The 23,747-nt window shown below is 70.6% G+C and carries 20 protein-coding genes; 5 read left to right on the plus strand and 15 right to left on the minus strand.

Annotation, left to right across the window (positions count from 1 at the left end; translation table 11 throughout):
• Window positions 1–194: 194 nt before the first annotated feature.
• The 5 genes from ACWDRW_RS09605 to ureA all read right to left on the minus strand — a co-directional run bounded on the left by ACWDRW_RS09605 (window position 195) and on the right by ureA (window position 5,620).
• Window positions 195–1,436, minus strand: coding sequence for a hypothetical protein (locus ACWDRW_RS09605; protein ID WP_451721729.1), 1,242 nt, complete (start codon window positions 1,434–1,436; stop codon window positions 195–197).
• Between the two features lie 140 nt (window positions 1,437–1,576).
• Window positions 1,577–2,176, minus strand: coding sequence for a TetR/AcrR family transcriptional regulator (locus ACWDRW_RS09610; protein ID WP_451721730.1), 600 nt, complete (start codon window positions 2,174–2,176; stop codon window positions 1,577–1,579).
• A gap of 10 nt (window positions 2,177–2,186) precedes the next feature.
• Window positions 2,187–3,206, minus strand: a complete 1,020-nt coding sequence (locus ACWDRW_RS09615) for an agmatine deiminase family protein (protein ID WP_451721731.1) — start codon at window positions 3,204–3,206, stop codon at window positions 2,187–2,189.
• A gap of 9 nt (window positions 3,207–3,215) precedes the next feature.
• Window positions 3,216–4,928 (minus strand): urease subunit alpha, encoded by a 1,713-nt coding sequence (locus ACWDRW_RS09620; RefSeq protein ID WP_451721732.1) that lies wholly within the window; start codon window positions 4,926–4,928, stop codon window positions 3,216–3,218.
• A complete protein-coding gene (gene ureA / locus ACWDRW_RS09625) occupies window positions 4,925–5,620 on the minus strand; it encodes an urease subunit gamma (RefSeq protein ID WP_451721733.1) in 696 nt (231 codons plus the stop codon). The genes ACWDRW_RS09620 and ureA overlap by 4 nt, the downstream gene beginning before the upstream one ends.
• Window positions 5,621–5,747: 127 nt before the next feature.
• Here ureA and ACWDRW_RS09630 point away from each other — a divergent pair, with 127 nt between their 5' ends.
• A complete protein-coding gene (locus ACWDRW_RS09630; protein ID WP_451721734.1) occupies window positions 5,748–7,196 on the plus strand; it encodes a cytosine permease in 1,449 nt (482 codons plus the stop codon).
• Here ACWDRW_RS09630 and ACWDRW_RS09635 read toward each other — a convergent pair.
• Both ACWDRW_RS09635 and ACWDRW_RS09640 read right to left on the minus strand, forming a co-directional pair.
• Entirely contained in the window at window positions 7,193–8,281 is a 1,089-nt protein-coding gene (locus ACWDRW_RS09635) for a branched-chain amino acid aminotransferase (protein WP_451721735.1), read from the minus strand. The two genes, ACWDRW_RS09630 and ACWDRW_RS09635, sit on opposite strands and share 4 nt — an antisense overlap.
• Before the next feature lie 241 nt (window positions 8,282–8,522).
• Window positions 8,523–9,566 carry a 3-isopropylmalate dehydrogenase gene (locus ACWDRW_RS09640; RefSeq protein ID WP_451721736.1) on the minus strand — a complete coding sequence of 348 codons (1,044 nt, stop codon included), beginning with the start codon at window positions 9,564–9,566 and terminating at the stop codon, window positions 8,523–8,525.
• A 141-nt stretch (window positions 9,567–9,707) separates the two neighbouring features.
• On the opposite strand from ACWDRW_RS09640, the gene ACWDRW_RS09645 reads away from it, so the two are divergent.
• The gene (locus ACWDRW_RS09645) at window positions 9,708–11,255 is read left to right on the plus strand and encodes a purple acid phosphatase family protein (protein ID WP_451721737.1); all 1,548 of its coding nucleotides are present in this window, start codon (window positions 9,708–9,710) and stop codon (window positions 11,253–11,255) included.
• A 52-nt stretch (window positions 11,256–11,307) separates the two neighbouring features.
• Here ACWDRW_RS09645 and ACWDRW_RS09650 read toward each other — a convergent pair whose 3' ends face one another.
• Window positions 11,308–11,436 (minus strand): hypothetical protein, encoded by a 129-nt coding sequence (locus ACWDRW_RS09650; protein ID WP_015657642.1) that lies wholly within the window; start codon window positions 11,434–11,436, stop codon window positions 11,308–11,310.
• Between the two features lie 260 nt (window positions 11,437–11,696).
• Between ACWDRW_RS09650 and ACWDRW_RS09655 the strand changes: the two genes are divergently transcribed.
• On the plus strand, window positions 11,697–11,903 hold the full coding sequence (locus tag ACWDRW_RS09655) for a DUF5988 family protein (protein WP_451721738.1): 207 nt from the start codon (window positions 11,697–11,699) through the stop codon (window positions 11,901–11,903).
• 54 nt (window positions 11,904–11,957) lie between these two features.
• On the opposite strand, the gene pruA is transcribed toward ACWDRW_RS09655, so the two are convergent.
• A complete protein-coding gene (pruA, locus tag ACWDRW_RS09660; protein WP_451721739.1) occupies window positions 11,958–13,589 on the minus strand; it encodes an L-glutamate gamma-semialdehyde dehydrogenase in 1,632 nt (543 codons plus the stop codon).
• Between the two features lie 39 nt (window positions 13,590–13,628).
• The gene (locus tag ACWDRW_RS09665) at window positions 13,629–14,555 is read right to left on the minus strand and encodes a proline dehydrogenase family protein (RefSeq protein ID WP_451721740.1); all 927 of its coding nucleotides are present in this window, start codon (window positions 14,553–14,555) and stop codon (window positions 13,629–13,631) included.
• A 163-nt stretch (window positions 14,556–14,718) separates the two neighbouring features.
• On the opposite strand from ACWDRW_RS09665, the gene ACWDRW_RS09670 reads away from it, so the two are divergent.
• Window positions 14,719–15,906 carry a PucR family transcriptional regulator gene (locus ACWDRW_RS09670; RefSeq protein WP_451721741.1) on the plus strand — a complete coding sequence of 396 codons (1,188 nt, stop codon included), beginning with the start codon at window positions 14,719–14,721 and terminating at the stop codon, window positions 15,904–15,906.
• Between the two features lie 31 nt (window positions 15,907–15,937).
• Here ACWDRW_RS09670 and ACWDRW_RS09675 read toward each other — a convergent pair whose 3' ends face one another.
• On the minus strand, window positions 15,938–16,516 hold the full coding sequence (locus ACWDRW_RS09675; RefSeq protein ID WP_451721742.1) for a TetR/AcrR family transcriptional regulator: 579 nt from the start codon (window positions 16,514–16,516) through the stop codon (window positions 15,938–15,940).
• Window positions 16,517–16,598: 82 nt separating this feature from the next.
• On the opposite strand from ACWDRW_RS09675, the gene ACWDRW_RS09680 reads away from it, so the two are divergent.
• A complete protein-coding gene (locus ACWDRW_RS09680) occupies window positions 16,599–18,149 on the plus strand; it encodes an MFS transporter (protein ID WP_451721743.1) in 1,551 nt (516 codons plus the stop codon).
• A gap of 79 nt (window positions 18,150–18,228) precedes the next feature.
• On the opposite strand, the gene serA is transcribed toward ACWDRW_RS09680, so the two are convergent.
• From serA to ACWDRW_RS09700, 4 genes are all read right to left on the minus strand, one after another.
• Window positions 18,229–19,818, minus strand: a complete 1,590-nt coding sequence (gene serA, locus ACWDRW_RS09685; RefSeq protein WP_451721744.1) for a phosphoglycerate dehydrogenase — start codon at window positions 19,816–19,818, stop codon at window positions 18,229–18,231.
• A 229-nt stretch (window positions 19,819–20,047) separates the two neighbouring features.
• Window positions 20,048–21,046: a ketol-acid reductoisomerase gene (gene ilvC / locus ACWDRW_RS09690; protein WP_451721745.1), complete on the minus strand. Its 999-nt coding sequence runs from the start codon at window positions 21,044–21,046 to the stop codon at window positions 20,048–20,050.
• Window positions 21,047–21,164: 118 nt separating this feature from the next.
• Window positions 21,165–21,689, minus strand: a complete 525-nt coding sequence (ilvN, locus tag ACWDRW_RS09695; RefSeq protein WP_093722996.1) for an acetolactate synthase small subunit — start codon at window positions 21,687–21,689, stop codon at window positions 21,165–21,167.
• 21 nt (window positions 21,690–21,710) lie between these two features.
• Window positions 21,711–23,567: an acetolactate synthase large subunit gene (locus ACWDRW_RS09700; RefSeq protein ID WP_451721746.1), complete on the minus strand. Its 1,857-nt coding sequence runs from the start codon at window positions 23,565–23,567 to the stop codon at window positions 21,711–21,713.
• Window positions 23,568–23,747 lie beyond the last annotated feature (180 nt).

A 23,747-nucleotide genomic window follows, 5' to 3' on the forward strand; every position in this document is an offset into this window, starting at 1 on the left:
AAACCTCTCGCGGGTGCGAGAGGTCTGCGCGCGGGTCGAGGACGACGGTGTCCGCCCGTACCTGGTCGTACGTGGCGGTCACTGCGGACCGGCGCGCCTGCTGCCAATAATCATGGCGAACGAGAGCACGGGGGCAGTCTGGCACAGACCGCCCCCGCACTCACCGCTGTCTCAGAATGCGAACCCCGCGGTGGTCACCCGCGGCGCACCACGAAGCCGTCGGAGAAGCCGTTCGCATCGCCCGGGACGAGCTGGGCCGAGCGTCCGCCGAGGCCGATGACCTTGGCGCCCCGGCTGAGCGAGGACAGGGAGACGTAGTCGTCGGTGACCGGGCCGCCGCCGGTCGAGCGGCTGATCAGGCGGGTGGACCCGGTGCGCAGGTCGTGCAGATAGACGTTGGTGGGGCCGTGGCCACCGTCCGGCAACCGCGGGGAGGCCGTGTAGGCCAGCCAGCGGCCGTCCGGGCTGAGCTCGGGGCTTTCGCCGGACTCGGTGCCGACCTCGACCCTGCGGGTCACGTCCCGGTCCAGATCCCGGACGTAGAGGTCGGACGTGCCCGGGTCCGGGACCAGGTCCTCGTCCCAGTTCTCGAAGGCGATGCTCCGGCCGTCCGCCGAGAGCGAGGCGGGCATCGCGTACCGCTGCGCCGGGCTGCCGTCCGCCTTGACGTTGACCCGTTCCTCGGTGCCGGTACGGCGGTCGTGCACCCAGGTGGCCCCGTATGAGCTGCGCGGCACCGTCTGCGCGTACGCCACGAAGCGGCCGTCGTCGCTCAGGTCCTGGAGGAGCGCCGGGTTGGTGGGACGGTCGCGGTTGCTGATCCGCTCGGTGGTGCCGGTGCGGTGGTCGAAGAGGTAGACCGCGCCGAAGAGGTCGCCGGGGTTGTCCTCCATGCGGTCGGCCTTGGCGTTGAAGGCGATGTAGCGGCCGTTCGGCGACATGACGGCGCCGCCGGCGTAGGCGGAGCCGCCGTCGCGGGCGACGCTCAGCCGGGTCGTGCGATCGGTCCGGCGGTCGTGCAGGTAGATGTCGTGGACCCCGGTGACGTCCGGCGGGGTGTCCCAGTGGACCAGGTTCCTCGCCTGGGAGCGGAAGAGGACGTACCGGCCGTCCGCGCTGATGCCGGCCGCCGAGGAGACACTGTCGGCCTGGGCGCCGTCCGAGGCGACGCTGACCCGCTCGACGGTTCCCCGGCGCAGGTCGCGGACGAAGACGTCCTCCGCGGCGTTGGTGTCGCCGGGCACCAGGTTGGTCGCGGCCGAGGTGAAGACCGCGAACCGGCCGCCCGCGCTGACCTGGGCGCCGTACGAATCGCCGTCGCCCTGTTCACCCGTGGTCGAGCGGGTGACCAGGTCGGTCGACGGTACGGACGGTGCCGGAGCCGCGGATACGGCCGACAAGGCGACCATCGCCCCCGCGAGCACGGCGACGGACACCCCACGCATGGTTCTGAGCACTGAACAACCCCCGTATGACGCTCGAATCCCCCGGCCCCGCGCCGAGGGCTCCTCCCGAGGCAAACGCACCGCGCGTCACCGCGTCAATCCCCCGAATTGAGTACAACCCGGGCGTGTTCTCAGGTGTCCGCGAGGAGACTGTCGTGGAGGAACTCCCGTACGTGGCCGAGAATTTGCGCTCGGTCCGTGCCCTTGAGGCCGATCGCGACATGGATGGAGAAGCCGTCGAGGAGCGCCCGGAGGCGGGCGGCGAAGCGGTCCGGGTCGACCGGCCGGAACTCACCGCGCGAGATCCCCTCCGCGAGCAGGGCCACCAGGTCGCGGTGCCAGGCCCCCTCGATCGCGGCCTGCCGGTCGCGGGCAGCGTCGTCGGCGTTCTGCGAGCGGTTCCAGACCTCCAGCCACAGCGTCCAGTGCGGGTCCCGGTGGCCGTCGGGGACGTAGAGGTCGACGTAGGCGTCGAGCCGTTCCCGGGCCGACCCGGTCCGGCTCAGCAGCCGGGCGCGCTCGGCGCCGAGCCGGCCCTCGCTCCACTCCAGGGCCTGGAGGAGCAGTTCGTCCTTGGAGCCGAAGTAGTAGAGCAGATGGCCGCTGCTCATCCCGACCGCGCGGCCGAGCGCCGCCATGGTCAGCTTCTCCAGACCGCGCTCGGCGATCATCTGCATGGCGGCGACGAGTACGTCCTCCCGCGGCGGCGCGTTCCGGCGCGCACCGGCCATCCGTCGGCTCCTAGCTCCTGGGCTGCTGCTGGGTGATGCAGTGGATGCCTCCACCGCCCGCGAAAATGGTACGGGCGTCCACCAGCGTCACCGTCCGGTCGGGGAACAGCCGCCGGAAGATCCCGGCCGCGATCTCGTCGTTCGGGTCGCCGAAGGAGCACAGCACGACGCCGCCGTTGCAGAGGTAGTGGTTGATGTAGGAGTAGTCCACCCACTCGCCCTCCTCGTCCCGCAGGACGGTGGGCGCCGGAATCTCGACGACCTCCAGGCGGCGCCCCTTCGCGTCGGTCTGCCCGCGCAGGAGCTCGACGTACCGCTGCGAGCGGACGTGGTCCGGGTGGGCCGGGTCGCGCTGGCTGTGCACCAGCACGGTGCCGGGCCGGGCGAAGGCGGCGACGATGTCGACGTGGCCCTGGGTGCCGTACATGCCGTAGTCGCCGGCGAGGCCGTTCGGGAGCCAGATCGCCTTGGTGGTGCCGAGTCTGGCGTGGATCTCCGCCTCGACCTGCTCACGGGTCCAGTCGGGGTTGCGCCCGGAGCCGAGCTGGACGGTGTCGGTCAGCAGGACCGTGCCCTCGCCGTCGACGTGGATGCCGCCGCCCTCGTTGACCAGGGGTGACGACAGCACCGGCACCCCGGCCAGGTCCGCGACATGGCGGGCGATCTTGGCGTCGTGCTCCCAGCGGGCCCAGTCCTGGGCGCCCCAGCCGTTGAACACCCAGTCCACGGCGGCCAGTCGGCCCTCCTCGTCCTTGACGAAGGTCGGGCCGATGTCGCGCATCCACGCGTCGTCGAGCTCCCGCTCCACCAGGTCGATGTCCGGGCCGAGCAGGTCCCGCGCCGACGCGCCCTGGCCGGGGCCGTGCACCACGGTCACCGGCTCGAAGCGGCGGACGGCCCGGGCGACGGACGCCCACGCGGTACGGGCCTCGGCCAGTTCCTCGTCAGTGGTGAAGGTGGGGTTGGGGCCGGGCCAGGCCATCCAGGTGCGCTCGTGCGGGGCCCACTCGGGGGGCATGCGGAAGGTCATGAGCAGGTCCTAGAGGAAGTAGAGGCGGTTGAGGGAGACCGAGTCGGCCGGCTGCGAGCGCAGCGGCTCCCCGTCCAGCGTCACCAGGCCCGTGCGCTGGTCGACGTCGACGGCTCCGGTACGGGAGTTCAGCCGCAGGTCGGCCGGGCCGATCCCGCGGGTGCCGCGGACGGCGACGCGGCGACGCCGGGTCGGCATCGTGTCGTTGCCCTGGTCGAGGGCGGCCTGTGCGACGAAGGCGACGGAGATCTCGGCGGGGGTGGCGCCGTGGGCGCCGAACTGCGGTCCCAGGACGAGCGGTTCGCAGGTGTCGGTGGCGGCGTTGGGGTCGCCGACGACGCCGTAGGCGGGGAAGCCGGACTTCAGCACCAGCTGCGGCTTGGCGCCGAAGTACTCGGGGCGCCACAGCACGATGTCGGCGAGCTTGCCGACCTCCAGCGACCCCACCTCGTGCGAGAGTCCGTGGGCGATGGCGGGGTTGATGGTCAGCTTGGCCATGTAGCGCAGGACGCGCTCGTTGTCGTGGCCGACTCCGGGGTCGCCGAGTTCGGCCTTCATCTTCCCGGCCATCGCGAAGGTACGGCGGACGGTCTCGCCCGCGCGTCCCATGCCCTGCGCGTCGGAGGAGGTGATGCCGATCGCGCCCAGGTCGTGCAGCACGTCCTCGGCGCCCATGGTCCCGGCGCGGATGCGGTCCCGGGCCATGGCGGCGTCGCCCGGCAGGTCCGTCTTGAGATCGTGGACGGAGACGATCATGCCGTAGTGCTCGGCGACCGCGTCCCGCCCGAAGGGCAGCGTGGGGTTGGTCGAGGAGCCGATCACGTTCGGGACGCCCGCCATCTTCAGCACGTTCGGGACGTGTCCGCCGCCGCAGCCCTCGATGTGGAAGGCGTGGATCGTACGGCCCTCCAGGACCCGGAGGGTGTCCTCGACCGACAGGCACTCGTTCAGCCCGTCGCTGTGCAGGGCGACTTGGACGTCGTGCTCCTCGGCGACCCGCAGGGCGGTGTCCAGCGCCCGGGTGTGGGCGCCCATGTCCTCGTGCACCTTGAAGCCACTGGCCCCGCCCTCGGCCAGCGCCTCCACCAGCGGAGCGCCGTCGGAGGACGACCCCCGGCCCAGGAAGCCGATGTTGACCGGCCAGGCGTCGAAGGCGCCGAAGGCGTGCCCCAGCGCCCAGGGCGAGTTGACCCCGACGCCCCACACAGGCCCGAACTCCTGCCCGATGACCGTGGTCACGCCGGAGGCCAGCGAGGCCTCCATGATGCGCGGCGAGAGCAGATGGACGTGCGTGTCGACGGCACCGGCGGTGGCGATGAGCCCCTCGCCGGACACGATGGAGGTGCCGGTGCCGACCACGACGTCGACCCCGTCGAGGGTGTCCGGGTTCCCGGCCCGCCCGATCGAGCAGATCCGGCCCGCCCGGATGCCGATGGACACCTTGCGGACGCCCTGCACGGCGTCGATCACGACGACGTTGCTGATGACGACGTCACAGGTCTCCCGCACGGCGGCGGCCTTGAGGTGCAACCCGTCGCGCGCGGTCTTGCCGAAGCCGGCGAGGAACTCGTCGCCGTAGCGCTGGGAGTCGGACTCGACCCGGACGGTCAGACCGGAGTCGCCGAGCCGGATCCGGTCGCCCGCGCGCGGGCCGTGGGTGGCGGCGTACTCGTAGGGGGTGAGCCGGCGGGCTTGCGCCGGGTGGCCTCCGGGACGGCTCATCGTTCGTCCTCCTCAGGTCGGATTCCCAGGTAGCCGCAGGCGGCGGCCCGACGCAGCGCCTCCTCGCGGGCGCCGGGGGCGTCCAGCGGTCCGTCGACCAGACCGGCGAAACCGATGGCGATCCGGGCGCCGCCCATCGGCACGAGGCCGACCTCCGCCGACTCCCCGGGGCCGAACCGGACCGAGGATCCGGCGGGCACGGCGAGCCGCATGCCGTAGGCGCGCTCGCGGTCGAAGTCGAGGCGCGGGTTGGCCTCGAAGAAGTGGAAGTGGGAGGTGACGGAGACCGGCACGGTGGCGGTGTTGGTGACCGGAAGGCGCACCGCCGCCTCGGGCTCGGCGTGCTCGGGGCCGGGCAGCAGCGCGCCGGGCGCCTCGGCGCCGAGGCCGCCGCCGATCGGGTCGGTGACGACCGCGAGCCGGGAACCGTCGTCGAAGACGGCCTCCACGTGCACCTCGGTGACGACGTCCGCGACACCGGGCAGGACGTCGGCCGGGCCGAGCACCGAGCGGGCCCGGTCGATCGCCTCGGCGAGCCGCAGCCCGTCGCGGGCGGCCTCGCAGACGGTGTCCGCGATGAGTGCCGTGGCCTCCGGGACGTTCAGCCGGAGCCCTCGGGCGCGCCGGGCCCGGGCCAGTTCGGCAGCCCCGAAGAGCAGCAGCCGGTCGCGTTCGGTCGGCGTGAGCCGCATATCGTTCCCTCCTTTTAGAACGTCACTCTAAGCCAGCATCTCCCCGAAATAAACCCTTGACGTCCGACTCCGAGTGACAGACATTGAGTGGCGTTCTAATCACTGGGCAAGGTGAAGGAGATCAGGTATGCGGATGGAGCAGCGGGGCGTCGACACCATCCCCGAAGGGGAACGCACCAGCGGACCCCGTGACCTCGTCTCGATCCTGCTGGGGTCGAACCTCTGCCTCGGCGTGATCGTCTTCGGCTGGCTACCGCCGTCGTTCGGTCTCGGCTGGTGGGCGTCGGTCAGCTCGATCCTGGTGGGCACGGCGGTGGGCATCGCCCTCACCGCCCCGCTCGCCCTGATCTCGCTGCGCACGGCGACCAACCTGTCCACATCCTCCGGCGCCCAGTTCGGCGTGCGCGGCCGGCTCGTCGGCTCGGTCGTCGGCCTGCTGCTCGCCCTCGGCTACACCGCGCTGACCGTCTGGATCGGCGGGGACGTGATGCTCGGCACCCTGAACCGCCTGTTCGGCCTCCCCGCGAACGATCTCTCCTACAGCGTGGTCTACGGCCTGCTCGCCGCGGCGACGGTCGCGGGCGCGGTGTATGGCTACCGCGTACTCCTCGCCATGTCCCGCGTCCTCGCGGTCGGCATGACGGCCCTGCTGCTGCTCGGTGTCTTCGCCTACGCCCCGGACTTCACCACGGCCGCGCTCCCCGACGCGGGCGGTTATCTGCTCGGCGGCTTCTGGCCGACGTGGCTGCTGGCGACGGTGGCCGCCGGTCTGTCGGGCCCCATCGCCTTCATCACGCTGCTCGGCGACTACACCCGCTACATCTCCCCGGCCCGCCACTCCTCGCGCCGGGTGCTGCACGCGACCTGGCTGGGCCTCGCCGTGGGCCTGCTGATCCCCCAGCTCTTCGGCACCTTCACGGCGTACGCGGCCCGCGCGGCGCTCGACTACGCCGGACCGCTCGTCGACGCCGCCCCCGCCTGGTACCTGGTGCCGCTGCTGCTCGCCGCCTCCGCGGGCTCGGTCGGCAACGCGGGTCTGATGCTCTACTCCATGGGCCTCGACCTGGACGCCATCCTGCCGCGCGCCTCCCGGGCCACGGCCACGTACACCGTCGCCGTGGTCGCCACGGGCTGTGTCTTCGTCGGCCACTACGCCTCCACGGCCCAGGACGCGATGACGTCGTTCGTGCTGCTGCTGACCGCGATCGGCACACCGTGGGCGGTCATCACCCTCATCGGCTTCGCCCGCTGCCGGGGGGAGTACGACGCGGAGGCCCTCCAGGTCTTCAACCGCCGCTCGCGGGGCGGGGTCTACTGGTACCGCGGCGGCTGGAACATCCCCGCGACCGTGTCCTGGGCACTCGGCGCGACGGTCGGCGTCCTCGCGGTGGCGCTGCCGTCGTACGAGGGTCCGCTGCTGTCGCTGACGGGCGGAGTGGACTGCAGCTTCCTGCTGTCGGGGCTGGTCGGCGGGGTGCTGTACGTCGTGCTGACGGGCCGGCGAAGCGGCAGGGCCGCCACGGACACGGAGTCCACGGCGGCCCTGGCCACGAGCGAGGTCCGGACCGGCGTCTAGCCCAGCGGGTGCATCCAGCCGTGCTTGTCCTCGGCGATGCCCCGCTGGATGTCCAGGAGAGCCCGGCGGAGTCGCAGGGTGACCTCGCCGGGCTCTGCGCCGCTCTGCTGCCACTCGGCACCGGTCCGCTTCACGGTGCCGACCGGCGTGATCACCGCCGCCGTACCGCAGGCGAAGACCTCGGTCAGCGAGCCGTTCTCGGAGTCGCGCTGCCACTGGTCGACGGAGATCCGCCCCTCCTCGGCCTCGTAGCCGAGGTCACGGGCGACGGCGAGCAGGGAGTCGCGCGTCACGCCCTCCAGGATGGACCCGGTGAGGGTCGGCGTGACGATCTTGTCGCCGTACACGAAGTACAGGTTCATGCCGCCGAGTTCCTCGACCCACTTGCGCTCGACCGCGTCGAGGTAGCAGACCTGCTGGCACCCCTTGGCCGCGGCCTCGGCCTGCGGCAGCAGGGACGCGGCGTAGTTGCCGCCGGTCTTGGCGTCGCCCATGCCACCGGGCACCGCGCGGACGTGGTCCTCGGAGACCCAGATGGAGACCGGCTTCACGCCGCCCGGGAAGTAGGCGCCGGCCGGGGAGGCGATGACGAGGAACAGGTACTCGTTGGCCGGCTTCACCCCGAGCCCGACCTCGGTCGCGATCATGAACGGACGCAGGTAGAGGGACTCCTCACCACCGTGCGCCGGGACCCAGGCCGCGTCCTGCCTGACCAGGGCGTCACAGGCCTCGATGAAGGTCTCGACCGGCAGCTCGGGCATGCCCAGGCGCCGGGCGGAGGCCTGGAAGCGCTTGGCGTTCTGGTCCGGGCGGAAGGTGGCGACGGAGCCGTCGGGCTGACGGTAGGCCTTCAGGCCCTCGAAGATCTCCTGCGCGTAGTGCAGGACCATGGTGGCCGGGTCGAGGGAGAGCGGCGCGTACGGGACGAGCTGCCCGTCGTGCCAGCCGCGGCCCTCGGTCCACTTGATGGTCACCATGTGGTCGGTGAAGTGGCGGCCGAACCCCGGGTCGGCCAGGATCGCCGCGCGCTGGGCGTCGGCGAGCGGGCTGGCGGAGGGCTTGAGCTCGATCGTGGGCGTCGTCATGAGTGGTTGTCCTTCACCGGTTTTGGTTGTGGCGGGCCGCGCTCGCGCCAGTACTGTCAGTGGCCAGTGCTAGGACGTCCGAGCATTCCCTCATTCCGCGGCTCCACGTTCGATTATCGCAAGCGGGAGCCGTGGAAGAAATCGGCGTGAATCGCGACCCAGGAGTCGATGGTGACACCCGGCGGCGGACATGCGAAAGCCGCCGGGGCCTCGGACCCGGCGGCTTCGACGGAGCGACGGGTCAGCCGGCTACGCGTACGGCCAGCGCGTCGCCGATCTCCGAGGTGCCGCGGGCGGGCTTGCCCACGCGCTCGGTCAGGTCGGCCGCGACCGCCTCGTCGATCCGGCCGGCCTCGTCGTCGTAGCCGAGGTGACGCAGGAGCAGCGCGACGGACAGGACCGTGGCGGTGGGGTCGGCCTTGCCCTGGCCCGCGATGTCGGGCGCGGAACCGTGGACCGGCTCGAACATCGAGGGGAACTCACCGGAGGGGTTGATGTTCCCGGAGGCCGCGACGCCGATGCCGCCGGAGACGGCCGCGGCGAGGTCGGTGATGATGTCGCCGAAGAGGTTGTCGGTGACGATGACGTCGAACCGCTCGGGCTGGGTGACCAGGTAGATGGTCGCCGCGTCGACGTGCATGTACTCGGTGGTGACCTCGGGGAACTCCGTGGCCACCTGGTTGAAGATGTTCGTCCACAGGTGACCCGCGAAGGACAGCACGTTGTTCTTGTGGATCAGCGCGAGCTTCTTGCGGGGGCGGGCCTGGGCGCGGGCGAAGGCGTCCCGGACCACGCGCTCGACACCGAACGCCGTGTTGACGGAGACCTCGGTGGCCACCTCGTGCGGGGTGCCCTGGCGAATGGCGCCGCCGTTGCCCGTGTACGGGCCCTCGGTGCCCTCACGCACGACGACGAAGTCGATCGACGGCTCGCCCTTCAGCGGCGTCTCCACACCCGGGAGGAGCTTCGACGGACGCAGGTTGACGTGGTGGTCGAAGAGGAAGCGGAGCTTGAGCAGGAAGCCGCGCTCCAGGACTCCGGAGGGGACCGACGGGTCGCCGATGGCACCGAGCAGAATGGCGTCGTGCTTCTTCAGCGCGTCGACGTCGGCGTCGGTGAGGGTCTCACCGGTGGCGTGGTAGCGCCGGGCGCCGAAGTCGTACTCCTTGGTCTCCAGCTTCACATCCTGCGGAAGGACGGCGGAGAGGACCTTGAGACCTTCGGCCACGACCTCCTGGCCGATGCCGTCACCGGGGATCACTGCGAGATTGAGGCTGCGAGACATGTCGGCACCCTACTCCTCGTCCCATGGGATGACACACGATGTCCGCGATTCGGACAGCCGGCCAGCGGCAACCCCATCGCGTCGCATGCCGTTCACCCGTATGTACGAGGGGCGTTGGGGATCGCTGGGAAGTTCTCCGTCATGGACCTCCCCGACGTAGGCATTCCGCCGCGGCTCGCGCGCCGGATGAGCATGGCCGAGCAGTACGAGTACGCGCGCACGAAGCTGACCAGGCGCCGCGCGCTGGTGACGGTGGGCGCGGTGGCGGGCGGACTGCTGACGGGCTGCTCGGAGTCGGGGACGCCGGCCGCACGGCCCTCCGCGTCGGCCACGGACAAGGTGCCCGGCTCGGCCGTCGTCCCCTTCGGCCGCCATCTCGCGTTCGGCGCGGATCCGCGCACCCAGATGAGGGTCTCCTGGCAGGTGCCGGCCGCGGTCAAGCGGCCGTACGTGCGCGTGGGTTCACGGCCCGACGACCTCGGCCGGAAGGTGGAGGCCGAGATCCGCGATCTGCACACCCCGGGCGTGGAGGGGGTGCGGCTCGCCCTGGAGCAGTACTACGTGCACGCGGCACTGGACGATCTGCTGCCGGACACGACGTACTACTACGGCGTGGGCCACGACGGCTTCGATCCGGCCGAGGTACCGCACCGCGCGACGATCGCCTCCTTCCGTACGGCCCCGGCGAGCCCGAAGTCCTTCGTCTTCACCGCCTTCGGCGACCAGGGCGTCAGCGACGCGGCCGAGGCGAGCGACCATCTCCTGCTCCGCCAGGACCCCGCGTTCCATCTGCACGCCGGTGACATCTGCTACGCCGACGTCAAGGGCCGGGGTGAGGAGTCGGACGGCTACGACCCCGGGTTCTGGGACCTGTTCCTCAAGCAGAACGAGCAGGTCGCGAAGACCGTGCCGTGGATGGTGACGACCGGCAACCACGACATGGAGGCCTGGTACTCGCCGGACGGCTACGGCGGCCAACTGGCCCGTTTCAGCCTCCCGGAGAACGGCTTCGACCCGCGCACGGCACCGGGGGTGTACTCCTTCGTGTACGGCAACGTCGGCGTCGTGGCGCTGGACGCGAACGATGTGTCGTACGAGATCCCTGCCAACCTCGGCTACACGGACGGCCGCCAGACGAAGTGGCTGGACGCACGCCTGCGCGAGCTACGGGCGTCGGCCGGGGTGGACTTCGTCGTCGTCTTCTTCCACCACTGCGCGTACTCGACGTCCTCGCACGCCTCGGACGGCGGCGTGCGCGCCGAGTGGCTGCCACTGTTCGCCGAGCACCAGGTCGATCTGGTGATCAACGGCCACAACCACGTCTACGAGCGGACCGACGCCGTCAAGAACGGCGAGGTGGGCCGCCCGGTGCCGATCGGCGGCGCCACCGACCCGACCCGTGACGGCACCGTGTACGTCACGGCGGGCGGGGGCGGCAAGGATCTGTACGGCTTCCCGGCGGGCGTGGAGGAGAGCTACGAGGGCCATGTGAGGGACCGCGAGTCGGTGGACACCTTCCAGTGGACCAGGTCACGGTCCGCCAAGAAGGAGACCGTCGAGTGGTCGCGGGTGCGCTACCGGGGCTTCTCGGTCCTCAGGGTCGAGGTGGAGCGCGCCCGGTTGAAGGTGTCGGCACTGGCCCACGACGGCGGGCGCATCGACCATTTCGAGGTGCGGCGCGGCGCTTGAGTCCGCGCCGCACCTCGCGCGGGTGCGGCTCCCGGCGTCTGGGGTTTCCGGCTCAGTGGCCGGTGGCGCCGCCGTTGTCACGCCGGTCGAGGGCGCGCTGAAGAGCGGCGGCGGCGTTCTTGCGGTCGGACTCGCTCGTACGGGAGAGGTGACGGACTCGGCGGGCGGTCGTCTCGGCCATGAGAGATCGACTCCTTCGGCAAACCTGGAGCGGAGGGGGTTACGAGACGCCGGATGGGGCGGGGAGCACGGGCCGCAGGGGTTGCCTGCACGGGGCCTGGCTCACGACCGCCATTCGCTTGGTCGAGCGAGACGTTCGGCTCCTACAAAGTTAAGGGAGGGTGGCACTCCTGTCTCCACAATTACTCGGACTTCCTACTATCTGAGACGGCAGCCCTCCGTGGGCCGTCCTACCGTGGGGAGAAAGGGGAAGGAGAGGACATGAGCGGCACGGAGAAAGTGGTTCTCGACGGCGGTCCGGACGATCTCCCCGAGCGGGTCGTCCCGGTGCCCGAGCCCGGGCCGGACGTGAAGATCAAGCTCCGCGGCGGCTACGAGCACTTCAGGCCGACCTCGCGGTCCGAGGAGACCTCGTCCGGGAAGCTCCCGGTCTACGAGTGGTGGGAGCGGACGGAGATCGCCGAGTAACGCGACGGGCCGGGCCCCGTGAGGGAACCCGGCCCGTGATCACCCGCTGTGGGCTCAGCCCATGTGGGGGTAGGCGTAGTCGGTCGGCGCGACCAGCGTCTCCTTGATGGCGCGGGTCAGCGTCCAGCGCATCAGGTTCTGCGGGGCGCCGGCCTTGTCGTTGGTGCCGGAGGCCCGGCCGCCGCCGAAGGGCTGCTGGCCGACGACGGCGCCGGTCGACTTGTCGTTGATGTAGAAGTTGCCGGCCGCGAAGCGCAGCTTCTCCATCGTGTACGCCGCCGCCGCGCGGTCCCCGGAGATGACCGAGCCGGTGAGGGCGTAGTCGGACACCGACTCCATCTGGGTCAGCATCTCGTCGTACTTGTCGTCCTCGTAGACGTGCACGGCGAGGAAGGGGCCGAAGTACTCGGTGGTGAACACCTCGTTCTCCGGGTCGGAGCACTCGACGACGGTCGGGCGGACGAAGTAGCCCACCGAGTCGTCGTACGAGCCGCCCGCGACGATCGTGCAGGTCGGGTCCTGCTTGGCCCGGTCGATCGCCGCCTTGTTCTTGGCGAAGGCCCGCTCGTCGATGACGGCGCCGATGAAGTTCGACAGGTCGGTGACGTCGCCCATGGTGAGGTAGTCGACCTCGGCGGCGAACTCCTCCTTGAAGCCGGAGTTCCAGATCGACGCCGGGATGTACGCCCGGGAGGTCGCGGAGCACTTCTGGCCCTGGTACTCGAAGGCACCGCGGGTCAGCGCGGTCTTCAGCACCGCGCGGTCGGCGCTCGGGTGGGCGACGACGAAGTCCTTGCCGCCGGTCTCGCCGACCAGCCGCGGGTAGGAACGGTACTTCTCGATGTTGGCGCCGACCGTCTTCCACAGGTACTGGAAGGTCTTGGTCGAGCCGGTGAAGTGGATGCCCGCGAGGTCCCGGTGCTCCAGGGCGACCTTGGAGACCTCGATGCCGTCGCCGGTGACGAGGTTGATGACGCCCTTGGGCAGCCCGGCCTCCTCCAGCAGCTGCATCAGCAGCACGGCGGCGTGGGTCTGCGTCGGGGACGGCTTCCACACCACGACGTTGCCCATGAGGGCCGGGGCGGTGGGCAGGTTGCCCGCGATGGCCGTGAAGTTGAACGGCGTGATCGCGTAGACGAAGCCCTCCAGCGGGCGGTGGTCCAGTCGGTTCCACACGCCCGGGGAGTTCGCCGGCGGCTGCTCGGCCAGGATCTGGCGGGCGTAGGCAACGTTGAAGCGCCAGAAGTCGACCAGCTCGCACGGGGTGTCGATCTCGGCCTGCTGGGCGGTCTTGGACTGGCCGAGCATGGTGGAGGCGGCCAGCGTCTCGCGCCAGGGGCCGGCGAGCAGCTCGGCGGCGCGCAGGATGATCGCGGCGCGGTCGTCGAAGGACATCGCCCGCCAGGCCGGCGCGGCGGCGAGGGCCGCGTCGATGGCGTCCTGGGCGTCCTGCTGGGTGGCGTTGCCGTAGGTGCCGAGGCGGGCCTTGTGGTTGTGCGGCTGCACGACGTCGAAGCGCTCACCGCCGCCCATCCGCTTCTCGCCGCCGATCGTCATCGGCAGGTCGATGGGGTTCTCGGCCAGCTCCTTGAGCTTGACCTCGAGTCGGGCCCGCTCGGGCGAGCCGGGGGCGTAGCCGTGCACCGGCTCGTTGACGGGGGTGGGGACCTGGGTCACAGCGTCCATGAGATCCGTAACTCCTTGTACGTGAGCGGGTGTTCGGTTTCAGCCCTTGGTGACCATCGAGCGGACGAAGAAGCGCAGGTTCGCCGGCTTCTCCGCGAGCCGCCTCATGAAGTAGCCGTACCAGTCGGTGCCGTAGGCGGTGTAGACGCGCATGCGGTGGCCCTCGGCGGCCAGGCGCAGGTGCTCGTCGCTGCGGATGCCGTACAGCATCTGGAACTCGTACTCGTCCAGCTTGCGCCCCGCGCGGTGCGCGAGCTCCTGGGCGATGGAGATCAGGCGTGGATCGTGGGACCCGATCATCGGGTACCCGGAGCCCTCCATGAGGATGCGCATGATCCGGACGTACGCCTTGTCGATCTCGCCCTTGTCCTGGTAGGCGACCGCGGCGGGCTCCTTGTAGGCGCCCTTGACGATGCGCACGCGGCTGCCGTCGGCGGCGAGCCGGCGGGCGTCGGCCTCGGTGCGGAACAGGTAGGCCTGGATCACACAGCCGGTCTGCGGGAAGTCCTTCCGCAGCTCCTCGTGGATGGCGAACATCGAGTCGAGGGTGGTGTGGTCCTCCGCGTCCAGGGTGACCGTGGTGCCGATGGCGGCGGCGGCCTCGACGACCGGGCGGACGTTGGCGAGCGCCAGCTCGTGGCCGCCGGGCAGCGCCTGGCCGAACATCGACAGCTTCACGGACATCTCGGCGCGCGTGCCGAGGTCGAGACCCTTGAGCCGGTCGATCAGTTCCAGGTAGGCGTCCCGGGCGGCCTCGGCCTGCTCGGGAGTGGTGATGTCCTCGCCGACCACGTCCATGGTCAGCTCCAGGCCCTTGGCGGTGAGGTCCTCGATGATCGGGACGATCTCGGCCACGGTCTCACCGGGGATGAAGCGGTCGACGACCTGCTTGGTGACCGGGGCCGCCGAGACCAGACGTCGCATCCGGTCGCTGCGTGACGCGGCGAGAATCACGGGACCCAGCACGGGGCACCTCCACAAACCATCAGAAACAGGCCGCGACCCGACGCTTGGGGTACGGCACGGAGAACCACCGTGAAACCTAAGGATCCCTCCGATCGTCGGCCATCGACAGCTGTCACGCATCCGTGCCACGGATCTCATACAGATGTATGAGGACCCTCTTGAAATGAGGGAGAATGCCCGAGTGACAGCGGAATTCAAGGCTGACTACCAGGAACTCGTCGATGAGATCTCGGAGCTGCTGGGCGCCCCCGCGACCCTGGAGAACCGCGACTTCGAGTTGATCGCCTTCGGCGCGTACGACAGCGAGGACGAGCTGGACGCCTCCGCGCTGGACCCCGTGCGCACCCGCTCGATCCTGACCCGCCGCTCCACCGCCGCCGTCCGCACCTGGTTCGAGGGCTTCGGCATCACCCGCGCGAGTGCCCCGGTCCGGATCCCGCCCACCCCGGAGGCGGGGGTCTACCGAGGACGGATCTGTCTGCCGGTACGCCACCGGGGTGTCGTCCTCGGTTACGTCTGGCTCCTGGACGACGACCCAGGACCCACCGACCGCCAGCTGGCCGCCGCGATGGAAGTCACCGCCCGGATCGGCGCCCTGCTCGCCGACGAGGCCCAGCACGGCGCCGACCTGACCCGCGAACTGCGGGCCGTCCTCACCGCCGAGCGGGACTGGCAGCGGGACATGGCCGTCGCCGAACTCCGCGCCGCCCTCGGCTCCCGCGCCGACTCCGTCCACACGGTCGTCTGCGTCGCCCCCTGGCCGTCGGCCGACCCGGACGACGCCCCCTCGGTGCGCACCGTGCCGGGCGCGACGGCGCTGTGCACGGTGCCGTGGGGGGCGACGGCCCACTCGCTCGCGCTGCTGATGCGGCTGCGGTCCCCCGAGGTCCTGACGCCGGCGACGACCGCGGCCGGGCGGCTCCTGGAGCGCGCGGGCGGACAAGGGGGCGCCGGGATCGCCGCCGCCCGGGCGGGGCTGGCCGAGCTGGGGGCGGCCTGGCGGGAGGCGTCGGCCGCGGCGCGGGCGGTGCTCGCCGAGCCCCGGCTCGGACCGATCGCCCCGTGGGCCCGCATCGGCCCGTACCGACTGCTGACCGCACTGCCCCCGGAGGCGGCCCGCGACCCGGCGGTGACCCCGCTCCTGGCTCCCGCCCACCGGGAACTCGCCCGCACCGCCGAGGTCTACCTCGACCGCGCGGGCCAGGCCGCCCGCACCGCCGCCGAGCTGGGCATCCACCGGCAGACCCTGTACTACCGCCTCTCCCGCGTCGAGCAGCTGACGGGCCTCGACCTGGACGACGGGGAGGACCGGCTACTGCTGCACATGGCCCTGAAGGGGGCGCGGCTGTAGTCCCCGGCGCGCCTCCGGCGCGAGGGGCGGATCACTTTCGGGTGGCGGCCTCGACGACCTGGCGCAGCCCCTCGGTGAGCTGCTCCGCGCCGGGCGCGGTCTTCGGGTCGAAGGTCCACTGTGCGATGAGGCCCGTCATGAGGGTCACGTAGAACATGCCGAGGGTGTCGGCGGTCTCGTCCGAGACGTCCTCCTCGCGCCCGCCCATGAGCAGCGGGATCAGTCCGCGCCCGGCTTCCCGCTGGGCCCGCGCCAGATGGTCGCGGACCTCGGGCATGCGGTCGCCCGCGGTGATGACCTCCATGCTGAGGCGCCACATCGGCGCCCTCAGGGTGCCGATGATGTTCGACCACGTCTCCTGGAACCGCTCGATCGAGCCGTCCTCGGTCGCGCTCTCGACGACCCCCTCACCCTCGAAGGCGTCGCCCATCTCGCCGACGAGCGCCACATACGCCTCCGCCAGCAGCGCGTCCTTCGAACCGTAGTGGTACCCGATCGAGGCCAGGTTGGTCCCCGACTCCTTGACGATGTCGCGCGCGGTCGTGCGCACGAACCCCTTGGCCAGCAGGCAGCGCTTGGCGCCTTCGAGCAGATCCTCACGGTGTCCCATGGCGCCAGCGTACCCCCGTCCATACACACGTCCTATACAGCCGTCATAGACAAGCGTTTAATACGTGTGTACATTTCCCGGCATGACGACGAACCAGACCCCGCCCACCCGGGCCGGTCGCCGCGAATGGACCGCGCTCGGGGTGCTGATGCTGCCGCTGCTGCTGGTCTCGATGGATGTGTCGGTCCTCTACTTCGCCATCCCGGCGATCAGCGCCGACCTGGAACCGAGCGCCACGCAGCAGCTGTGGATCTTCGACATGTACGGCTTCGTCCTGGCGGGCCTGCTGATGACGATGGGCTCGCTGGGCGACCGGATCGGCAGGCGCCGCCTGCTGCTGTTCGGCGCGGCGGCCTTCGGCGGCGCCTCCCTGGTAGCCGCGTACGCCAACAGCCCCGAGACCCTGATCGCCGCCCGCGCGGTGCTCGGCATCGGCGGCGCCACGCTGATGCCGTCGACGATGGCGCTGGTGCGCACGATGTTCACCGACCCGGCGCAGCGCACCCTGGCGATCGGCGTGTGGTCCGGCGTGATGACCGCGGGGATCGCGCTGGGCTCGGTGATGAGCGGCGTCCTCGTCGAACACTTCTGGTGGGGCTCGGTCTTCCTGGTCAACCTGCCCGCGATGGCCCTGCTCCTGCTGCTCGGCCCGGTCCTGCTGCCCGAGTCCAGGAACCCCGGGCCCGGCCGCTTCGACCTGCTGAGCGTGCCCCTGTCCATGGCGGCCGTGCTGCCCGTGATCTACGGCCTGAAGGAGATCGCCGCCGAGGGCTGGAACGTCGGCCACGTCGTCTCGGTCACCGTCGGCCTCCTCTTCGCGGCGCTCTTCGTCCAGCGGCAGCGCACCACGGTCTCGCCGCTGATCTCCCCCGCCCTGTTCCGGGGCCACGGCTTCACCCCGGCGGTCGTGCTCAACCTCGTCTCGGCCTTCGGGATGATGGGCTCGGCGTACTTCACCACCCAGTACCTGCAGTCCGTCCTGGACAAGAGCGCCCTGGAGGCCGCGCTGTGGAGTCTGCTGCCCTCGCTGCCCATCGGTGCCGCGGCGCCGGTCGCGGCCGGACTCGTGCGGCGGGGTGTGCCGCGCGCCCTGGTCGTCGCCGGGGGCTTCGCGGTCGCCGCTTCCGGCTATCTGATGCTGGCCCTGACCGACTCGGACGCCATCTGGCTGCTGGCCGCGTGCGCCGTCCTGGCCTGCGGGATCGTCGCCGTGATGTCCCAGCTGACCGACCTCGCGCTGAGCGCGGCCCCGGTGGAGAAGGCCGGCTCGGCCTCCTCACTGATGGAGACCGGCACCGAGTTCGGCGGCGCCCTCAGCATGGCCGCGCTGGGTTCCGTCGGCACGGCCGTCTACCGCGCCGACATGCCGGACGCGGCCCCGGCGGCGGCCCGCGAGACGCTGGGCGGCGCGCTGGCCGTGGCCGAGCGGATGCCGGAGCACACGGGACAGGCCCTGGCGACGGCCGCCCGGGAGGCGTTCACGGCGGGCATGCAGACGGCGGCGGTCGTGGGCGCGGTCCTGCTCCTCGCCGCGGCGGTGCTGGCGGCGGTGACGCTGCGGCGGGTGGAGGTGCGGGAGCGGACACACGAAACGCCGGACGAGCCGAGCAACCTCAGCCCGTCCGGCGTTTGAGGACGAGGCCCGTTCAGGGCCGAAGGGGCGCGGGGAACTGCGCGAACAGCCCCCACACACCCGCGGTCGAACAGCGACCTCAGACCAGGTTCACCGCGCGAGCGGACGTCGCCCCGATCTCCTCGGCGACCTCGGCCAGCACCGCCGCCGTCACCGCGTCGTCCACGGTCAGCACGGCCAGCGCCTCGCCGCCCACCGCCGCGCGGGCGACCTGCATACCGGCGATGTTGATGCCCGCCTCGCCGAGGACCCGGCCCACGGTGCCGACGACACCCGGACGGTCCTCGTACCGCAGCACCACCATGTGGTCCGCGAGCGCGAGGTCGACGTCGTAGTCACCGACCGCGACGATCTTCTGGAGGTGCTTGGGCCCGGCCAGCGTGCCGGAGACCGCGACCTCCTCGCCGCTGCCGAGCGTGCCGCGCACGGTGACGACGTTGCGGTGGTCGGCCGACTCGGAGCTGGTGGTCAGCCGTACCTCGACCCCGCGCTCCTGGGCGAACAGCGGGGCGTTGACGTAGGACACCGTCTCGTCGACGACGTCCTCGAAGACGCCCTTGAGCGCGGAGAGTTCGAGCACCTTCACGTCGTGCTGGGTGATCTCGCCGTAGACCTCGACGTCGAGGCGGACCGCGACCTCACCGGCGAGCGCGGTGAAGATCCGGCCGAGACGCTCGGCGAGCGGCAGACCCGGCTTGACGTCCTCGGCGATGACACCGCCCTGGACGTTCACCGCGTCCGGGACCAGCTCACCGGCGAGGGCGAGCCGCACCGAGCGGGCGACGGCGATACCGGCCTTCTCCTGCGCCTCGTCGGTGGAGGCGCCGAGGTGCGGGGTGGCGACGACCTGGTCGAACTCGAAGAGCGGGGAGTCCGTGCAGGGCTCCTTGGCGTACACGTCGAGACCGGCACCGGCGACCCGGCCCTCCTTCAGGGCGGAGTACAGCGCCACCTCGTCGACGATCCCGCCGCGCGCGGCGTTGACGATGCGCACGCTCGGCTTGACCTTGCGCAGCGCCTCGTCGCCGATGAGACCGAGGGTCTCGGGGGTCTTCGGCAGGTGCACCGTGATGAAGTCGGAGACCTCGAGGAGCTCGTCGAGCGACAGCACCTTGACGCCCATCTGCGCGGCCCGGGCGGGCTGGACGTAGGGGTCGTACGCGACGACCTTCATGCCGAAGGCGGACATGCGCTGCGCGACGAGCGCGCCGATGCGGCCGAGGCCGACGACGCCGAGGGTCTTCTCGGCGAGCTCCACGCCCGTGTACTTGCTCCGCTTCCACTCGCCGTTCTTCAGCGCGGCGTTGGCCTGAGGGATGTTGCGGGCGGTGGCGAGCAGCAGGCCGCAGGCCAGCTCGGCGGCGGTGACGATGTTGGACGTCGGGGCGTTGACGACCATCACGCCGGCCTTGGTGGCGGCGGAGACGTCGACGTTGTCCAGGCCGACGCCGGCTCGTGCGACGACCTTCAGCTTGTTCGCGGCGGCGATGGCCTCGGCGTCGACCTTGGTGGCGGAGCGGATCAGGATCGCGTCCACGTCGGCGATGGCCGGGAGCAGCTCCGCCCGGTCGGCGCCGTTGCAGTGCCGGATCTCGAAGTCCGGACCAAGGGCGTCCACAGTCGCGGGCGACAGCTCTTCAGCGATGAGTACGACGGGTTTCGAGCTCACGTGAGTCCTCACATGTCCAATGCGGACGGCCGTCCCGACGGCCGCTGGCGGTGGAGGGGCTTGCCGCGTGGAAGACGCACGACGCTGTGGGCCTGACGCGTATGTTGTGCAGCAGTGTAGTGCTGCGGGCTGAGGCGTCTTACGCCTCAGCGGAAGGATCACTCGTCCGTGGCTGGACGATGTGGACAACGGGGCCGGAGCGAACGCTCCGACCCCGTGGCCCCGCTGCTTACGCGTCCTCGTTGACCCAGCTCATGAGCTTGCGCAGCTCCTTGCCGGTGGTCTCCAGCAGGTGCTCGGAGTCCTGCTGCTTGTACTCGTTGTACTTCTTCAGACCGCCGTGGTACTCGGCCATCCACTCACGCGCGAAGGTGCCGTCCTGGATCTCGGCGAGGACCTTCTTCATCTCGGCCTTGGTGGCGTCGGTGATGATCCGCGGGCCGGTGACGTAGTCGCCCCACTCGGCGGTCTCGGAGATCGACCAGCGCATCTTCTCCAGGCCGCCCTCGTACATGAGGTCCACGATCAGCTTCAGCTCGTGCAGGCACTCGAAGTACGCGATCTCCGGCTGGTAGCCGGCCTCGGTCAGCGTCTCGAACCCGGCCTTGACCAGGGCGGCCGTACCACCGCAGAGGACGGCCTGCTCACCGAACAGGTCGGTCTCGGTCTCCTCGGTGAAGGTGGTCTTGATGACGCCGGCGCGGGTGCCGCCGATGCCCTTGGCGTACGACAGGGCGAGCGCGAAGGCGTTGCCGGTGGCGTCCTGCTCGACGGCGGCGATGCAGGGAACGCCGCGGCCCTCCTCGTACTGACGGCGGACCAGGTGGCCCGGGCCCTTCGGGGCGACCATGCAGACGTCCACGCCGGCCGGGGGCTTGATGAAGTCGAAGCGGATGTTCAGGCCGTGGCCGAAGAACAGCGCGTCGCCGTCCTTGAGGTTGTCCTTGATGGACTCCTCGTAGACCTGGGCCTGGATCGGGTCCGGGACGAGGATCATGATGACGTCGGCCTCGGCGGCGGCCTCGGACGGGGTCACCACGCGCAGGCCCTGCTCCTCGGCCTTGGCCTTGGACTTGGAGCCCTCGTGCAGACCGACGCGCACGTCGACACCCGAGTCACGGAGCGACAGCGCGTGGGCGTGGCCCTGGCTGCCGTAACCGATGACCGCGACCTTGCGGCCCTGGATGATGGACAGGTCGGCGTCGGCGTCGTAGAACAGCTCGGCCACTTTGGGTTCTCTCCTTGTGTGCAGGTGTTGCGTTCCACCGTATGACGGCGGGCGGAAGGGAAGTTCGGGGGTCTCGGTATACGGGCGGCCGGTTGTGCCCGGCCGCCCGGAACCGTCGCTACGCCGACCGGTCGAGGGCGCGCAGTGACCGGTCCGTGATCGAGCGCGCGCCGCGGCCGATCGCGATCGTGCCGGACTGGACGAGTTCCTTGATGCCGAACGGCTCCAGCATCTTCAGCATCGCCTCCAGCTTGTCGCTGGAACCGGTGGCCTCGATCGTCACGGCCTCCGGGGAGACGTCGACGGTCTTGGCGCGGAACAGCTGGACGATCTCGACGATCTGGGAGCGCGTCTCGTTGTCGGCGCGCACCTTCACCAGAACGAGTTCCCGCTGAACGGCCGAACCGGGCTCCAGCTCGACGATCTTCAGCACGTTGACGAGCTTGTTGAGCTGCTTGGTGACCTGCTCGAGCGGCAGGTCGTCGACGCTCACCACGATGGTGATGCGGGAGATGTCGGGGTGCTCGGTGACGCCGACCGCGAGCGAGTCGATGTTGAAGCCGCGGCGGGAGAACAGGGCGGCGATCCGCGCCAGGATGCCGGGCGTGTTCTCCACCAGGACCGAGAGCGTGTGCTTGGACATGATCTTCTACGTCTCTCTGCTTCAGTCGTCTTCGTTGTCGCCGAAGTCGGGGCGGACGTCCCGGGCGGCCATGATCTCGTCGTTGGAGGTTCCGGCGGCGACCATCGGCCACACCATGGCGTCCTCGTGGACGATGAAGTCGATGACGACCGGGCGGTCGTTGATCGAGTTCGCCTCCTCGATGACCTTGTCGAGGTCGGCCGGGTCCTCGCAGCGGATCGCGTAACAGCCCATGGCCTCCGACAGCTTGACGAAGTCGGGGACGCGGGTGCCGGCGCTCGGCGACTTGCCGTCCGCCTCCGGGCCGCTGTGCAGCACGGTGTTGGAGTAGCGCTGGTTGTAGAAGAGGGTCTGCCACTGGCGGACCATCCCGAGGGCGCCGTTGTTGATGATGGCGACCTTGATCGGGATGTTGTTCAGGGCGCAGGTGGTGAGTTCCTGATTGGTCATCTGGAAGCAGCCGTCGCCGTCGATCGCCCAGACGGTCTGGTCCGGGGCTCCGGCCTTGGCGCCCATGGCCGCCGGGACCGCGTAGCCCATGGTTCCGGCGCCGCCGGAGTTGAGCCAGGTCGCCGGCTTGTCGTAGTCGATGAAGTGCGCGGCCCACATCTGGTGCTGGCCGACGCCCGCCGCGAAGATCGTTCCCTGCGGGGCGAGTTGGCCGATGCGCTGGATGACCTGCTGCGGGGAGAGCGAGCCGTCCTCGGGCTGGTCGTAGCCGAGCGGGTAGGTCTCGCGCCAGCGGCTGAGGTCCTTCCACCAGGCCTCGTAGTCGCCCCGGTGCCCCTCGCTGTGCTCCTTCTGCACGGCCTGGATCAGATCGGCGATGACCTCACGCGCGTCACCCACGATCGGCACGTCCGCGGCCCGGTTCTTGCCGATCTCGGCCGGGTCGATGTCCGCGTGCACGATCTTGGCGTACGGCGCGAAGCTGTCCAGCTTGCCCGTGACGCGGTCGTCGAAGCGGGCGCCGAGGGCGACGATCAGGTCGGCCTTCTGCAGACCGGTGACGGCGGCGACCGAGCCGTGCATACCGGGCATGCCCAGGTGCTGCTGGTGGGTGTCGGGGAATGCGCCGAGCGCCATCAGGGTGGTGGTGACGGGCGCGCCGGTCAGCTCGGCGAGTACCTTCAGCTCCGCGGTGGCCTGCGCCTTGAGGACGCCGCCACCGACGTAGAGGATCGGCCGCTTGGCGGAGGTGATCAGCTTGGCGGCCTCGCGGATCTGCTTGGCGTGCGGCTTGGTCACCGGGCGGTAGCCGGGCAGGTCCATGGTGGGCGGCCAGGAGAAGGTCGTCTGCGCCTGGAGCGCGTCCTTGGCGATGTCGACCAGGACCGGGCCGGGGCGGCCGGTGGCGGCGATGTGGAAGGCCTGCGCGATCACCCGCGGGATGTCCTCGGCCTTGGTGACCAGGAAGTTGTGCTTGGTGATCGGCATGGTGATGCCGACGATGTCCGCCTCCTGGAAGGCGTCGGTGCCGATCGCCTTGGAGGCGACCTGCCCGGTGATCGCGACCATGGGCACCGAGTCCATGTGCGCGTCGGCGATCGGGGTGACCAGGTTGGTGGCACCGGGGCCGGAGGTCGCCATGCAGACGCCGACCTTGCCGGTGGCCTGCGCGTAGCCGGTGGCGGCGTGGCCCGCGCCCTGCTCGTGGCGGACCAGGACGTGGCGCACCTTGGTGGAGTCCATCAGCGGGTCGTACGCCGGGAGGATGGCACCGCCGGGAATGCCGAATACGGTGTCGGCGCCGACCTCCTCGAGAGAGCGAATGAGGGACTGCGCACCCGTGACGTGCTCGGGCGCGGACTGCTGTCCTCCGGAACGGGGCCGCGGCTGCGGATGATGGGCCCCGGTGGCCTGCTCGGTCATCGGCATTCTCTTCTCGATGCTGAGGGTTTTTGCGAAGTTTGGGCGGGGTACGGCTGCTGCTCGGCAGGTGCCTGTGCAACAAAAAACCCCTCGTGCCGTAAGGCAAGCGAGGGGAGCGCGCCGGGAGTGGGTCGCTGAGCGATCAAGGGCTCAGCGTCAGCCGACGCGCTTTCCAAGTACGAGAAT

This window comes from Streptomyces sp. NPDC003635 (assembly GCF_053587635.1).